A 13,649-nucleotide genomic window follows, 5' to 3' on the forward strand; every position below is an offset into this window, starting at 1 on the left:
GTAGCCGCCGCGCTGCGCCGAGCCGGCGCCCGGGCGACTACCGTTCGAGTCACATGCAACCAATGGCATGAATCGATGAACCTTCACGAGTATCAGAGCAAACAGCTGTTTGCCGACTATGGTCTGCCCGTCTCCAAGGGCTTTGCCGTCGACACCCCCGAGGAAGCGGCGGAAGCCTGCAAGAAGATCGGCGGTGAGATGTGGGTCGTCAAGGCCCAGGTCCACGCCGGTGGCCGCGGCAAGGCCGGCGGCGTCAAGCTGGTCAAGAGCGCCGACGAGGCCAAGGCCTTCGCCGAGCAGTGGCTGGGCAAGAACCTGGTGACCTTCCAGACCGACGAGCACGGTCAGCCGGTCGCCAAGATCCTGGTCGAGAACTGCACCGACATCGCCAGCGAGCTCTATCTCGGTGCCGTGGTCGATCGCGCCACCCGCCGCGTGGTCTTCATGGCTTCCACCGAGGGCGGCGTCGAGATCGAGAAGGTCGCCGAGGAAACTCCGGAGAAGATCCTCAAGGCCGAGATCGATCCGCTGGTCGGTGCCCAGCCGTACCAGGCCCGTGAGCTGGCCTTCCAGCTGGGCCTCGAAGGCGCACAGGTCAAGCAGTTCACCAAGATCTTCCTGGGCCTGTCCAAGCTGTTCCACGACAAGGATCTGGCGCTGCTCGAGATCAACCCGCTGGTGATCACCGAGGAAGGCAACCTGCACTGCCTCGACGCCAAGATCAACCTGGACGGCAACGCCCTGTACCGTCACCCGGACCTGCAGGCCATGCGCGATCCCTCCCAGGAGGATTCCCGCGAGGCCGAGGCCGCGGCATGGGACCTGAACTACGTGGCCCTGGACGGCAACATCGGCTGCATGGTCAACGGCGCCGGCCTGGCCATGGGTACCATGGACATCGTCAACCTGAACGGCGGCAGCCCGGCCAACTTCCTTGACGTCGGCGGCGGCGCCACCAAGGAGCGCGTGGCGGAAGCGTTCAAGATCATCCTGTCCGACGACAACGTCAAGGCCGTGCTGGTCAACATCTTCGGCGGCATCGTGCGCTGCGACATGATCGCCGAGGGCATCATCGGTGCCGTCGAGCAGGTGGGCGTCAACGTGCCGGTCGTGGTGCGTCTGGAAGGTAACAACGCCGAGCTGGGTGCCGAGAAGCTGGCCTCCAGCGGTCTGAACATCATCGCTGCCAAGAGCCTCACCGACGCGGCTCAGCAGGTCGTCAAGGCAGCGGAGGGCAAGTAATGAGCATCCTGATCGACAAGAACACCAAGGTCATCTGCCAGGGCTTCACCGGCGGCCAGGGGACCTTCCACTCCGAGCAGGCGATCGCCTACGGCACCCAGATGGTCGGCGGCGTGACCCCGGGCAAGGGCGGCCAGGAGCACCTGGGCCTGCCGGTGTTCAACACCGTCAAGGAAGCGGTCGAGCAGACCGGCGCCGAGGCCAGCGTGATCTACGTGCCGGCCGCCTTCTGCAAGGACTCCATCCTCGAGGCCGCCAACGCCGGCATCAAGCTGATCGTCTGCATCACCGAAGGCATCCCCACCCTCGACATGCTCGACGTCAAGGTCAAGTGCGATGAGCTGGGCGTGCGCCTGATCGGCCCTAACTGCCCCGGCGTGATCACCCCGGGCGAGAGCAAGATCGGCATCATGCCGGGCCACATCCACAAGCCGGGCAAGGTCGGTATCGTGTCGCGCTCCGGCACCCTGACCTATGAGGCGGTCAAGCAGACCACCGACCACGGCTTTGGCCAGTCCACCTGCGTGGGCATCGGCGGCGACCCGATCCCGGGCTCCACCTTCATCGACATCCTCGAGAAGTTCGAGAAGGATCCGGCCACCGAAGCCATCGTGATGATCGGTGAGATCGGCGGCACCGCCGAGGAAGAGGCGGCCGCCTACATCAAGGAGCACGTCTCCAAGCCGGTGGTGTCCTACATCGCCGGCGTCACCGCCCCTCCCGGCAAGCGCATGGGCCACGCCGGCGCCATCATCGCCGGCGGCAAGGGCACTGCGGACGAGAAGTTCGGCGCCCTCGAGGCGGCGGGCGTCAAGACCGTGCGCTCCCTGGCCGAGATCGGCGACGCGCTGAAGGAAGCCACCGGCTGGTAAGCCGCTGCCTTCGCGACGCGATGCGCAAAGGGCACCCTTCGGGGTGCCCTTTTTCGTGATCGCGGCGAGTGGCTGGGTGAGGGGCTCAGCTCGCTCGGCGGGTGCGGTCGCGCCCCTCGCCCTTGGCGCTCAGCAGTGCCTGGTCGGCGCGGCGGATGGTGTCCTGGTAGGCTTCGGCGGGGCGGTGCTCGGCGACGCCGATGCTGGCGGTCACGGTGGTCGGGCGGTGCGCGTCGTCCAGTGCCAGGTCGAGATGGCGGAGCCGCTCGCCGAGCCGGACGAGCAGCGATTCGGCCTGGTCGAGGCGGGTGTCCGGCAGCACCACAAGAAACTCCTCGCCGCCCCAGCGGCCGCAGAGATCGTCACCGCGCAGCGTGTTCGTCAGTGCGCCGGCCAGGGCGACCAGCGCCCGGTCGCCGGCCGCATGACCATAGCGGTCGTTGATGCCCTTGAAATGATCGATGTCGATTATCGCCAGGCTCAGGGGACGGTCATGCCGGATAGCGCGCGAGACCAGCGTCACCAGCTGCTCGTCGAGACGGCGGCGGTTGAAAAGTCCGGTCAGCGGGTCCAGCCCAGAGGCGTCCTCGAGCTCCTGGTTGCGCTCGAGCAGGAAGTCCTGAAAGCGGTCGGCGATGCGAGACAGCTTGCGCTGACGCTGCTGTTGTCGCTCCAGCTGCTGGCGGGTCGCGTGCAGGTCCTCCTGGGCGCCCTGCTGAAAGCCGTCGGCGATGGCGATCATTCGCTCCAGCCGCTCGCGTTGCGCCAGATGGTGATGATAGAGGCGTCGTAGCGCCTCGTGCAGCGGGTGGTCGCCATGGGCGTCGTCCTGCAGCAGCGCCGCCACCTCGGCGAGCAGGGCCTCGTCCCGGGCGCTCACGTGCTCACCTCGAGCGGGCGAATGGCAAAGGGATAGCTGCAGTCCTCCTTGAACTCCTCGGCCAGCTCGGCGATGCGCTCGTTGCGCGGGTCGTAGCGCCATTCGACGCCGACCTCGCGGCCGCTTTCGTGGGCCTCCTCGAGCAGGTCGAAGATGTCCATCATCGCCTTGACCGAGCTGGTGTTGAGGTAGACGAGCTGCAGGTCCAGCCTCAGGGGGCGTGCTTCCTGCCCCAGGAACGCCTCGACCCAGGTGATGACCTGGTCGAAGAGATCGAAGGAATTCTCTGGATAGGAATCGCCCTGCATCGTGAGCCGGCCGGCCTGCCAGTCGCTCTGGATGGCGGGAGTGGAGGCGCTGCCGGGGAGAGTCAGATCTTGGCTCATGGGGAAAGACCGTTCAGATGGTGGCTGTCAGGCTGAGAAAGCTGCGGCCGGCGGACAGCGGCTGCAGCGAGGCCTCGAGGGGGCGCGATGACTTGCGGGCCATGTCGATCAGTCCCAGGCCGGCACCGCTCGGCGCGGCCTCGTCGCGGGGGCGGCGCAGCTGCTGCTTGTAGGCACGCTTGAGCTCGACGGCATCGAGCCCGGCCAGGCTCTCCACGGCTTCGACCAGGCGCTGGCCGTCGGCGTCTTCCACCAGATTGCCGGCGGAGACCAGATAGCGGCCATCCTCGTCACGGGCCACGGCGACCGTGGCCGTGGCATCTTCTTCGCCGTAGCCCCGCTCGCGAGCATAGTGGCGGATGTTCTGGGTCATCTCGATATAGACGGCGAAGACGTCCATGGCCGAGGAAGGGGCGGCGGACTGGCTGTTCAGGTAGTTGCGCAGCGCATGGCCGATCTCCTCGATCAGGCTGCGCGAGATCGGGCCGTTGAAGCACAGCATGATGCGCTGCTGAAGGTAGGTGTCGCGCAGGGTCAGCAGATCCATGACGTCTCCGGGTCAGGTGGGCGAGGCGTGAGCGAGCGCGCCGTCATCGGGTGGCGTGTCGAAGCGGAAGCATAGCAGGGTGATGTCGTCGCGCTGGGCGTGATCGCCTCGGTAGGCGTCCAGCTCCGCCTCGAAGGCGGCGATCTGGTCATCCAGCGTGGCGTCGGCATGGCGCTTGAGCATGGCCTCGAAGCGGCGGTTGCCGAACCCGAAGCCGTGTTCGCCGCCGGCCTGATCGAGGAAGCCATCGGAACACAGCGAGTAGGTCCAGCCCCGGCGCAGCGGCATGATGTGGTTCTCGTGCACCATGGTGCGCTTCTGGCCCAGGGCGCGCTTGCCGCCAGGATGTACCTCGAGATGCGCGCCGTCGCTGGCGTAGAGCGACATCTTGGCGCCGGCGAAGGTCAGGCGCCCGGCGTCGCGCTCGACCCACACCAGGCCCATGTCCATGTTGGTGGCGATCGAGGCCGGCAGGCTCTCGCGCTGCAGGGTGGCGCGGTTCTGGCGGTCGGTCTCGTTGAGAATGGCCGCCGGGTCGTCGGCGCCGACCTTGAGGATGGCGTGGTCGACGATGGCCCGGGCCAGCATGGTCATCAGCGAGCCGGGGACGCCGTGGCCGGCGCAGTCGATGACGCCCATCAGGTAGCCGGCCTCGGTGGCGCGGAAGACGTAGATGTCGCCGCCGACCTGATCCCGCGGGCGCCACAGCACGGCCTGATGGCCGGCCAGGTGAGTCTCCAGCTGATGGCGGGGAAGGATGGCCCGCTGGATGATGCTGGCGTACTCGAGGGAGGCGTCGATCTGGCGCTGGGCGGCGGCCATCTCGGCGTTGGTGGTCTCGAGATCCCGGGTGCGGTGCCGGACCGTGGCCTCGAGCTCCTGGGTGTGGCGCTCCACCTGTCCGGCCATGTGGGCGAAGGCCCGCGACAGCTCGCCGATCTCGTCGCCGCGTTCGGTGGGCAGGTGGCTGGCGTAGTCGCCGTCGGCGATGGCCTGGGCGGAATGCTGCAGGCGGCGCAGCGGGCCGAGGATCAGTCGCTCGATGCCGTAGGCCACACCGGCCATCAGCAGGGTCAGCACCAGTGCCAGGGCGCCGAGCAGCGCCCAGAACCAGCGGCCTTCGAACACCGGCGCGCTTTCCAGATCGAGAGCCGAAACGAACAGCCACTGCAGCTCGGGAAGGTAGCCCAGCGTCAGGGTGCGGGGCCGACCCTCGAGGTTGAGGTCGAGCTGCAGCACCGTGCCGGGGCGGCGCCGCGCCTCGAGCATGGCATCCTCCAGCCGCTGGCGCTGGGCCGCGTCGTCGACCAGCATCTGAAGGCGCGGCACGTCGCCATCGAGCCGGCGCTGGGTGGCGGAGTTCAGGGCCAGCCGATCGCGGTCCGGGTGCGCCTGTATGGCGCCACGGTTGTCGACGATCATCGGCGTCAGGCCGGGGGCCCTGTCGCGCAGGAAGTCGTCGAGGAAGCGGCTCAGGTCGAGCCCGCCGCCGGCCATGCCCAGTGCCCGGTCGCCGTCGCGTATCGCCACGTTCAGCCACACCTTGGCCAGCCCCAGCTTGCCATCGACGTTGACGTTGATGTTGTAGCTGGCGTTGCTGGCGATGCTATCGAAGTACCAGGCGTCTTCCGGATCGTCGGGCGACAGCCGATAGCGAGGCTGACGGCTCTCGGGCGCCTCGGCGTCGTTGTAGTAGTAGTCGCCGCTGTCATGGTCGACCACGAAGTAGGCGTCACCGCTGAACTGATCGCGAAAGCCCTCGGCCTCGCGGAAGAAGCGATCGCGCCGTTCGACGTCGTCCGTCGCATCCAGCCACTCCCGGGTGACCACCGAGTCGGCGAAGCGGCGCGCCAGGGCCAGCTCACGGGAGACCGGGGCGAGAATCTCCTGCATGTGCAGCAGGGTGTACTGTTCGGCGTAGCGGGTGGCGAAGTGGCGACGCGCCTCATCGACGGCCTGCCAGCCGATCAGCAGCGCCGGTATCAGCGCCAGCAGGCAGGCCAGCAGCAGCGTGAGGGTGGACTGGCCACGCAGTCCCCAGCGTTGGGCCATTGATGGTGTTCCTTGCGCAATTCCGCCCGAAGGTCCGGAGGACGGCTTTGTAATGATTTGTGACTACTATGCCATATCCTGACGGGCAAGAAACTTGGTACGGCGAAGAGATGATCAAGCGTACCCGGCATGAGGCAGGGAATCCGTTGGATTCCCTGCGTGCGGGGGGCGGAATAGAGAGAGGGGAATGCGAGGCGGTACTAGCCGGCCACTTCCTCCACGCTGGTGTTGCCCAGGCCAAGTACCTGAACCTCGAGGGACTGCCCCGATCCGGTCTCGGCGCTCATCTCGGCGCTCATCTCGGCGGGCAGCTCGTCATCGCCGTAGGCCTTGAAGCTGAAGCGCCAGGCGTCCCCCGGGGACAGGGTGTTGGCGTTGTTGTCCTGCACCCGATAGCCGCCGTCGGCTTCAGCGACGACGCCGTTCCACAGGGTGTCGAGATCGGCGGGCAGGTCGAAACCGACCTGCGGATCGATGATGTCGTCATCGGAGACGTTCTCGACGAAGACCTCGGCCACGTAGCCCGAGGACCACTGGCTGGTGACGTTGCCGGTCACCAGCAGCTCGGCGTCGTCCTCCAGGATGGCGGGCCTGATCCCGTCGCCGTCGAGGATCTCCCCGGGCTCAGGCGCGTCGATGGGGTCGCCGCGGAACAGGTTGCCCGATGCCGTGTGCAGGGTGATGCCATCGCCGAAGACCGCGAACTCCATGTCGGTGAGGGTATCCTCGCTGCCCTTGCCGGTGATGATCACGTCGTTATCGGACATCGCGATCTCGTGATCGTCGATGCCGCCGGTATAGCGCGCGGTGTCGACGCCTTCGCCGCCGTCCAGGCGATCGTCGCCGTCGTACCAGTCGTCGCCCGGCCCACCCTGGAGCAGGTCGTTGCCGCTGCCGCCTCGGAGGTGGTCATGGCCCAGGCCACCGTTCAGGTAGACGCCGTCATCAGAGCCCTGCACTTCGTCCGAGCGACGGGTGCCGATCAGGTAGTCGAAGACAACCTCGTTGGCGTCGGGATCGGTCGGCGCACCGAAGCTCTCGCCGTCCTCGTTGACGTAGAGCGCCGGTGACAGCGCGTCCGCCTCGGGATCGCGGATCGATTGCCGCACGTGGACGCTGTTGTCGTGATCCCGGCCGCCGTGGAAGTTCACATCGCGGTCGGTGGAAGCGATCTCGACCTCGTTGCCGGCCGACGAGCGCCAGGAGGCGAACAGCAGGCCGTGGCGCATGCCGCTGTCCTCCAGCCCGGTGAAGACGCCGTCGTAGCTCTCGTGCAGCTCGTAGGCATAGCCGTTGCCGCCGCTTCCCTTGTTGAAGGCGCCATGGGCCTCGAGATCCTCGGCTCTGATGTCCAGGGCACGGGAAAAACGAAAGGCGGTGGAGGGCCCCTCGATGACCTGAATGTCGTCGAGCCGGGCGTTCACCGTGCCTTCGAGATGTACGGCGTGATAGCCGCTCAGATCGTCCCTGGCGTTCTCGAAGTGCGACGGGTCGGCCTCGCCCAGCTCGAAGTGCAGGCTGAAGCCCTCCAGGGTGACGTCATCGACGCTCTCCAGGCGTTCCACCTGGGTGTCTCCCGCCGCGAAATCGAATCGCACGCCCCGGTCAAGCGTGACCTGATCGCCGTCGATATCGGTGATCCTGGCCATGCTGGTTCGCAGCTCGGCGTACTCGACCTTGCGCCAGGAGCTATCGCCGATGTCGTCGAAGAAGGCGTCGTCGTTGTCCTGCCAGATGCGAATGGTATCGCCGATGGACAGGTCGGAACTGTCATTCAGCGTCAGCCGTCGATCACCGCTGTCGGCATCCGACGACAGGGTGCCGATGCCGGTGTTATCGCTGCCGTCCAGGTGAATCGCCTGGTCGTCATCCCGTGAAAGTGCCTCGTCGGTGAAGGTCAGACGCGTCTCGCCGGATCCTGCACCGATCAGGGAGATATTGGAGCGTTCGATGGTAATCGAATCATCGAAGCGAAATTCACCGGCGGAAAGCTGGAAGGTCGTGCCCGAATCGGCTTCCCGTATCAGGCTCTCGAGCTCCTCGGCGGAGGTCGAAGTTTCTACCTCGATTGTCGAACTCATTTATTGAATCCCCTTGTCATGAGGTGGCGAAGATTTAGGGTATTAATACCCTGAATTATCGATAGGTTTTTATCGAAATTCCTAAATTTCTCTGTCGTCATCTTGAGACGAATTCCATGGGTTGAAGTGAGGGTTTGATGACGGTTATTTTTCGGCGTCTGGCGCTACATAGACGCCATTTTTAGTGTTGTATAAGCAAAAAATAGCGTCAATATAGCGGCTGATAAGTGAGGACGGACCATGGCATGGGAGAGCCACTGAGGTGTTGAGCGGGCGAGGGAGGGGCCGGAAGGATGCCGAGACGCCGCTGGAGAGCTCGCGCCAGGCGTGCCGTGGGTCGTTGCTGTGGGTGGCGGGTTTCAGCCTGTGTCTCAACGTGCTGTTGCTGACGCCCGCGCTGTACATGCTGCAGGTGTACGACCGTGTGATCACCTCGGGCAGCGAAGCGACCCTGCTGATGCTGACGCTGCTGGCGGTCTTCCTGTTCGTGGTGATCGGCGGGCTGGAGTGGGTGCGAGCGGGCGTGCTGGTGCGCCTCGCCAATCGCCTCGACGAGCGGGTCGTCGAACCCCTGCACGCGGCGATGTTCCGTCGCGGTCTGCGTCAGGCGGGCGGGCAGGGGGCCGGGCCGCTGGACGATCTCGCCAGCCTGCGTCAGGGGCTGGCGGGAGGTGCGCTGCTGGCCTTCTTCGATGTGCTCTGGGTGCCGGTCTATCTGGCCCTGCTGTTCCTGTTCGATCCCTGGTTCGGTGTCTTCGCTGCCGTGGCCGGCCTGTTGCTGCTGGCGCTGGTGGTCACCAGCGAAAAGGCCACCCGTGGCTGGCTGGAGGGGGCCGAGCAGGAGATGGCGGCCTCCCGTCAGCGGGCGGCGGAGAACCTGCGCAACGCCGAGGCCCTCGAGGCCATGGGCATGCTGCCGAGCATCGCCGGGCGCTGGCTGTCGCATCATCGCCGCGGGCTGTGGCAGCAGTCGAGGGCCAGCGATCGGGCGGCCATGTTGTCGAGCCTCACCCGAGCGCTGCGGCTGCTGCTGCAGTCGATGATCCTGGGGCTCGGTGCCTGGCTGGTGCTCGAGGAGCGCATCAGCGCCGGCATGATGATCGCCGGTTCCATCCTGCTGGGCCGCGTGCTGTCGCCGGTCGATCAGCTGGTCGGCAGCTGGCGCAGCGTTGTCGCGGCCCGGGCCGCCTATCGTCGTCTCGAGGTGATCTTCCGCGAGGCGCCGCCGCTCGCGCCTCCCATGTCGCTGCCGGCTCCCCGCGGGCGGCTGACGCTGGAGGGCGTGACCGCCGGGCCGCCGGGCGGACGACGGCCCATCCTGGCCGGCATCGATCTCGATATCGCCCCGGGGCAGCAGGTCGGCATCATCGGCCCCAGCGCCGCCGGCAAGTCGACCTTGGCGCGCCTGGCGCTGGGCGTGTGGCCGGCCCAGGAAGGATGCGTGCGGCTGGACGGCGCCGATATCGCGCGCTGGGATCGCCGTGCCCTGGGGCCACATCTCGGCTACCTGCCCCAGGACGTCGAGCTGTTTGCCGGCACCATCGCGGAGAACATCGCCCGCTTCTCAGAGGTCGATGGCGAGCGGGTGATCGCGGCGGCCCGCCGCGCCGGGGTGCACGACATGATCCTGCGACTGCCCGACGGCTACGACACCTGGCTGGCGCCGGGCGGCGGTCTGCTCTCCGCCGGCCAGCGCCAGCGCATCGGCCTGGCGCGGGCGCTGCATGGCGATCCGGTGCTGGTGGTGCTCGACGAGCCGAATGCCAACCTGGACCATCGCGGCGAACAGGCCCTGGCCGAGGCCATGGAGGCCCTGCGGCGGGACGGCGTGACCCTGCTGGTGATCAGTCATCGCAGCGGCGTGCTGAAGCGTGTCGACCGACTGCTGGTGCTGGACGACGGCCGGGTGTCGCTGTTCGGCCCGCGGGACCGGGTGCTGGAGCGAATGGCGGCCCGGCGACAGGGACGACGCGAAGCGACCACCCAGGGAGGCACCCATGCAGTCGACACCTGATGATCCCCGGCCGCCGGTCGACGACCGCCGGCATCGTCTTGCGGGGCTGGCGCTGGTGCTGGTCTGCGTGCTCGGCTTCGGCGGCTGGGCGGTCTCGGCCGAGCTGGCCGTGTCGGTGATCGCCCCCGGCCGTGTCGAGGTGGCCTCGTTCAAGAAGACGGTGCAGCACCTCGAGGGCGGCATCGTGCGACGCATCGCGGTCGAGGAGGGCGATCGCGTCGAGGAAGGGCAGACGCTGCTGGTGCTCGACCCGACCCAGGTCGAGTCGCGGCTGCAGATCGCGCGTTCGCAGTTCCTGATCAATCGCGCCGCCGAGACCCGGCTGATGGCCGAGCAGGCCGGCGATGAGCGTCTGACGTTTCCCGACGAGCTGGCCGACGCCGACTCGCCGCGCATCGCGCAGCTCAAGGCGGTGCAGCGCGGGCTCTTCCTGTCGCGGCGCGAGGCCCTGGAGGGAGCGCTGGCATCGCTTGAGGAGCAGAGCGAGCAGCTGCGTCAGCGCATCGAGGGCCGCGAGGCGATGATCCGGGTCAGCCGCGAGCAGCTCGCCTCGCTGCGTGAGGACGCCGAGGCCTATCGCTCGCTGTTCAAGGACGGGCTGGGCGACAATCGCCGGCTGAGAGAGCTGGAGCGCGAGGTGCTTCAGTACCAGGGCGAGATCGAACAGCATCGCACCGAGATCGCGCGGCTGAGATCGCAGATCAGCGAGAACGACCTGAAGAAGCGGGTGCGCGTCGAGGAGTTCCGCCAGGAGGTGGGCGAGCGCCTGCGCGAGACCCGGCGCCAGATCGCCGACGCCGAGGAGCGCATGACCGCGCTGCGCGACCAGCGTCGCCGCACCGTCGTCGAGGCGCCGGCCGCGGGCACCGTGGTCGGCTTGGCGGTGCATACCCGCGGCGCGGTGATCGAGCCCGGCACCACGCTGCTGGAGATCGTCCCGGGCGGTGGGGATTTCGTGGTCGAGGCCCGGGTCGACGACCGCGACATCGACGGCGTCTATCCCGGCCAGTCGGCGGAGATCCGCTTCAGTGCCTTCAACCGTCGCCGTTCGAAACTCCTCGACGGCACGGTGCAGCGGGTGTCCGCCGACAGCTTCACCGACGAGCGCAGCGGCCAGCGCTACTACGAGGTGCGGGTTCGGGTCAGCGAGGCGGAGCGTCAGTCGATGACCGAAGCGATGCGGCTGCAGGCGGGCATGCCCGCCGAGGTGCGGCTGCAGACCGCTAGTCGCACCTTCGCCAGCTACCTGGCCAAGCCGGTGACCGACATGCTGGCCCGGGCCATGCGGGCCGACTGAGCCGGATCGCTTCAGTCCGCCCAGCTCAGCCGGCCCGGTCGCCATCAGGCGTGCCGCGGCGTCGAGGCAGGCCGATCATGGCCAGGAACACCGGGGCGCCGGCCAGCAGGTAGCAGTGGAAGGTGACGAAGCGCCAGATCACGATGGCGGCCCCGGCGGTGGCCTGGCCGACCAGCGGGATCAGCAGCATGCCGGTGCCGAGTTCGGCGGCGCCGGTGCCGCCGGGCAGCAGGCTCAGCTGGCCGGCCGCCATCGACAGCATCTGCACCAGGAAGGCCCAGCTCCAGGCCACGTCGGCGCCCAGGCCGGCAAGCGCCAGGTAGAGCAGGCTGTAGCGCGTCAGCCAGTGGGCGGCGCAGCTGGCCATGGTCAGCATCAGCACCGGGCGGGGCAGGGCCAGGGTGGCGACCAGCGCCTGGCGAAAGCCGAGCAGTCGCCGGGCCAGGCGAGGGCGCCGCTTCCGCGATGCTCCTAGACGGCGCAGCAGCGCCGGCAGATGTCGGATCAGCATCGCCCCCGTCGCCAGCAGCAGGAGCAGGGCGACGATGGCGGCGACCAGCAGCCACTGATAGGGCCAGGGCACGGCCGTGGCCAGCGACACCAGCACCAGGGCGGTCAGCGCGGCCAGGAAGAACAGCAGGTCGCAGCACTGGTCGACCATGAACACCGCCGAGGCCCGGGAGGGGCGCAGCCCGCGTCGGGCCAGCAGCGCGAGCAGGGTCGGCAGCCCGCCGCTACCGCCCGGGGTGGCGCAGATGGCGAACTCGGTGGCCATCACCATCCCCAGGGCGCCGCGCTGGCCGAGCGGGCCGGCGTGCCCGGCCAGCAGCAGCCTCAGTCTCAGGGCGTTGAGGTTCCAGCACAGCACCACCAGCGCCAGCATCCCCGCCAGCCTGCCCGGCGGAAAGTCGCCCAGCGCCGTCAGCGCATCGCGGCCGCCGATCATCAGCGGCACCGCCAGGGCCAGCACCAGCGCCGCGGCCAGCCACCCGCCGTAGTGTCGGCGACGCTCAGCCATGCCTCAGCGCCGCGCGCTCGCCGGGCATGAGGGTGGCGTAGTAGCCGAGCAGGTCGTCGATCACCAGGTTCCAGTGGAAGCGACGCTCCACCTGTCGGCGGGCGTGCCGGCCGCCGGCAGCGACGTCGTGGTCGAACAGGGCCTCGACCGCCTCGGCCATGGCGCCGTCGTCGTGGGGCGTGCACAGGAGCCCGCCGCCCAGCGGCACGTTCTCGATCAGCGCCCCGGCCCGGGCGGCCACCACCGGCAGGCCGCAGGCCATGGCCTCCAGCGCCACCAGGCCGAAGGTCTCGCGGGTGCCGGCGTGCAGCATGGCGTCGGCGCTGGCCAGCGCCCGGGCCACCTCGCGGCGATCGCAGTAGCGCGAGATGACGGTCACGTTGTCGGGCACTCGGGTCGGCATCCCCGGGCCCATCAGCAGCAGGTGATAGGGCTGCCCCAGGCGCCGGAGGGTGCGCAGCAGCACGTCGACGTTCTTCTCCCTCGAGTAGCGCCCGGCGAAGACCAGCAGCCGGGTGTCGGCGGGCAGCCCCAGCGAGGCCCGCCAGGCCGGATCGGCGCGGTCGGGGTGGAAGGTGTCGAGGTCGACGCCCAGCGGCTGCACGCGCACGTTCTCCACGCCCCACTCGGCCAGTCGCTCGGCCATGGCCCGGCAGGGCGCCATCACGCCGTCGAAGCGGCCGTAGAGATCGCGCACGTAGCGCTCCAGGCGCCGGCGCACCGCGCCGCCGAAGCGATCGCCCATCAGCCGCGGCAGGTCGGAGTGGTAGAAGCCGACCACCGGCACGCCGAGGCGCTGGCCGGCCTCCAGCGCAGCCCAGGGCGTGACGTAGGGATCGCCGGCCTCGATCAGGTCGGGGGCGAGCTCCAGCAGCCGCTGGCGCCAGGGGGAGCGGCGCAGCGGGAAGCGGTAGCCCTGGCCCAGCGGCAGGCGCATCGCCGGCAGGGTATGGCAGTCGTCGAGGGCGTCGCGCTCGGCGCCGGGCACGAGCAGGGTCGAGCGCAGACCGGGAGTCTCGGCGATCCGGCGGTGCTTGGCCTGGAGATAGGTGCGCACGCCGCCGCTCGAGGGGGCGTGGAACATGGTGACGTCGGCGATATGCAAAGGGTCCCTCCCGCGCGGGCCGATGGTTCCACCATCACGTTACGCGGGCTTTGCGACAGTTCGACGACATGGGATTCGAGGAAAAGTGTCTGCGCTCGTCGACTTTTCGTATGGGGATGAATGTGAAACGGCGGCCCGAGGGCCGCCGTTTCACG

At 68.3% G+C, this 13,649-nt stretch carries 11 protein-coding genes; 4 read left to right on the forward strand and 7 right to left on the reverse strand.

Going from position 1 to position 13,649, the window contains the following annotated elements; genetic code table 11:
• Positions 1–75 precede the first annotated feature (75 nt).
• Together sucC and sucD are read left to right on the forward strand one after the other, a co-directional pair.
• The gene (gene sucC, locus QWG60_RS06000) at positions 76–1,242 is read left to right on the forward strand and encodes an ADP-forming succinate--CoA ligase subunit beta (RefSeq protein WP_016856036.1); all 1,167 of its coding nucleotides are present in this window, start codon (positions 76–78) and stop codon (positions 1,240–1,242) included.
• A complete protein-coding gene (sucD, locus tag QWG60_RS06005) occupies positions 1,242–2,114 on the forward strand; it encodes a succinate--CoA ligase subunit alpha (protein WP_035597275.1) in 873 nt (290 codons plus the stop codon). The genes sucC and sucD overlap by 1 nt, the downstream gene beginning before the upstream one ends.
• A gap of 85 nt (positions 2,115–2,199) precedes the next feature.
• Here the strand turns inward: sucD and QWG60_RS06010 are convergent, their stop codons facing one another.
• From QWG60_RS06010 to QWG60_RS06030, 5 genes are all read right to left on the reverse strand, one after another.
• A complete protein-coding gene (locus QWG60_RS06010; RefSeq protein ID WP_186810056.1) occupies positions 2,200–2,994 on the reverse strand; it encodes a diguanylate cyclase domain-containing protein in 795 nt (264 codons plus the stop codon).
• Positions 2,991–3,380, reverse strand: a complete 390-nt coding sequence (gene siaC / locus QWG60_RS06015; protein WP_046080035.1) for a biofilm regulation phosphoprotein SiaC — start codon at positions 3,378–3,380, stop codon at positions 2,991–2,993. Before siaC ends, QWG60_RS06010 begins: the two co-directional genes overlap by 4 nt.
• Positions 3,381–3,393: 13 nt before the next feature.
• Positions 3,394–3,927, reverse strand: coding sequence for a biofilm regulation protein kinase SiaB (siaB, locus tag QWG60_RS06020; RefSeq protein WP_107180889.1), 534 nt, complete (start codon positions 3,925–3,927; stop codon positions 3,394–3,396).
• A 12-nt stretch (positions 3,928–3,939) separates the two neighbouring features.
• The gene (siaA, locus tag QWG60_RS06025; protein ID WP_146908120.1) at positions 3,940–5,979 is read right to left on the reverse strand and encodes a biofilm regulation protein phosphatase SiaA; all 2,040 of its coding nucleotides are present in this window, start codon (positions 5,977–5,979) and stop codon (positions 3,940–3,942) included.
• Between the two features lie 200 nt (positions 5,980–6,179).
• On the reverse strand, positions 6,180–8,060 hold the full coding sequence (locus QWG60_RS06030) for a cellulose binding domain-containing protein (protein ID WP_146908123.1): 1,881 nt from the start codon (positions 8,058–8,060) through the stop codon (positions 6,180–6,182).
• A gap of 262 nt (positions 8,061–8,322) precedes the next feature.
• On the opposite strand from QWG60_RS06030, the gene QWG60_RS06035 reads away from it, so the two are divergent.
• Both QWG60_RS06035 and QWG60_RS06040 read left to right on the forward strand, forming a co-directional pair.
• The gene (locus tag QWG60_RS06035) at positions 8,323–10,074 is read left to right on the forward strand and encodes a type I secretion system permease/ATPase (RefSeq protein ID WP_246124645.1); all 1,752 of its coding nucleotides are present in this window, start codon (positions 8,323–8,325) and stop codon (positions 10,072–10,074) included.
• Complete coding sequence (locus tag QWG60_RS06040; protein ID WP_146908125.1) at positions 10,058–11,371, forward strand: HlyD family type I secretion periplasmic adaptor subunit; 1,314 nt, start codon at positions 10,058–10,060, stop codon at positions 11,369–11,371. The genes QWG60_RS06035 and QWG60_RS06040 overlap by 17 nt, the downstream gene beginning before the upstream one ends.
• A 25-nt stretch (positions 11,372–11,396) precedes the next feature.
• On the opposite strand, the gene QWG60_RS06045 is transcribed toward QWG60_RS06040, so the two are convergent.
• Entirely contained in the window at positions 11,397–12,389 is a 993-nt protein-coding gene (locus tag QWG60_RS06045; RefSeq protein WP_146908127.1) for a lysylphosphatidylglycerol synthase transmembrane domain-containing protein, read from the reverse strand.
• Positions 12,382–13,494, reverse strand: coding sequence for a glycosyltransferase family 4 protein (locus QWG60_RS06050; RefSeq protein WP_146908129.1), 1,113 nt, complete (start codon positions 13,492–13,494; stop codon positions 12,382–12,384). The genes QWG60_RS06045 and QWG60_RS06050 overlap by 8 nt, the downstream gene beginning before the upstream one ends.
• Positions 13,495–13,649: the final 155 nt, after the last annotated feature.

The sequence above is a fragment of the Halomonas halophila genome (assembly GCF_030406665.1).
GTDB lineage: Bacteria > Pseudomonadota > Gammaproteobacteria > Pseudomonadales > Halomonadaceae > Halomonas > Halomonas halophila.

What these genes read in the sequence shown, in the direction of transcription:
- sucC (WP_016856036.1), top strand. Translation starts at nt 76, where the DNA reads ATGAACCTTCACGAGTATCAGAGCAAACAGCTGTTTGCCGACTATGGT.
- sucD (WP_035597275.1), top strand. Translation starts at nt 1,242, where the DNA reads ATGAGCATCCTGATCGACAAGAACACCAAGGTCATCTGCCAGGGCTTC.
- siaC (WP_046080035.1), bottom strand. Translation starts at nt 3,380, where the DNA reads ATGAGCCAAGATCTGACTCTCCCCGGCAGCGCCTCCACTCCCGCCATC.
- siaB (WP_107180889.1), bottom strand. Translation starts at nt 3,927, where the DNA reads ATGGATCTGCTGACCCTGCGCGACACCTACCTTCAGCAGCGCATCATG.
- siaA (WP_146908120.1), bottom strand. Translation starts at nt 5,979, where the DNA reads ATGGCCCAACGCTGGGGACTGCGTGGCCAGTCCACCCTCACGCTGCTG.
- QWG60_RS06030 (WP_146908123.1), bottom strand. Translation starts at nt 8,060, where the DNA reads ATGAGTTCGACAATCGAGGTAGAAACTTCGACCTCCGCCGAGGAGCTC.
- QWG60_RS06040 (WP_146908125.1), top strand. Translation starts at nt 10,058, where the DNA reads ATGCAGTCGACACCTGATGATCCCCGGCCGCCGGTCGACGACCGCCGG.
- QWG60_RS06045 (WP_146908127.1), bottom strand. Translation starts at nt 12,389, where the DNA reads ATGGCTGAGCGTCGCCGACACTACGGCGGGTGGCTGGCCGCGGCGCTG.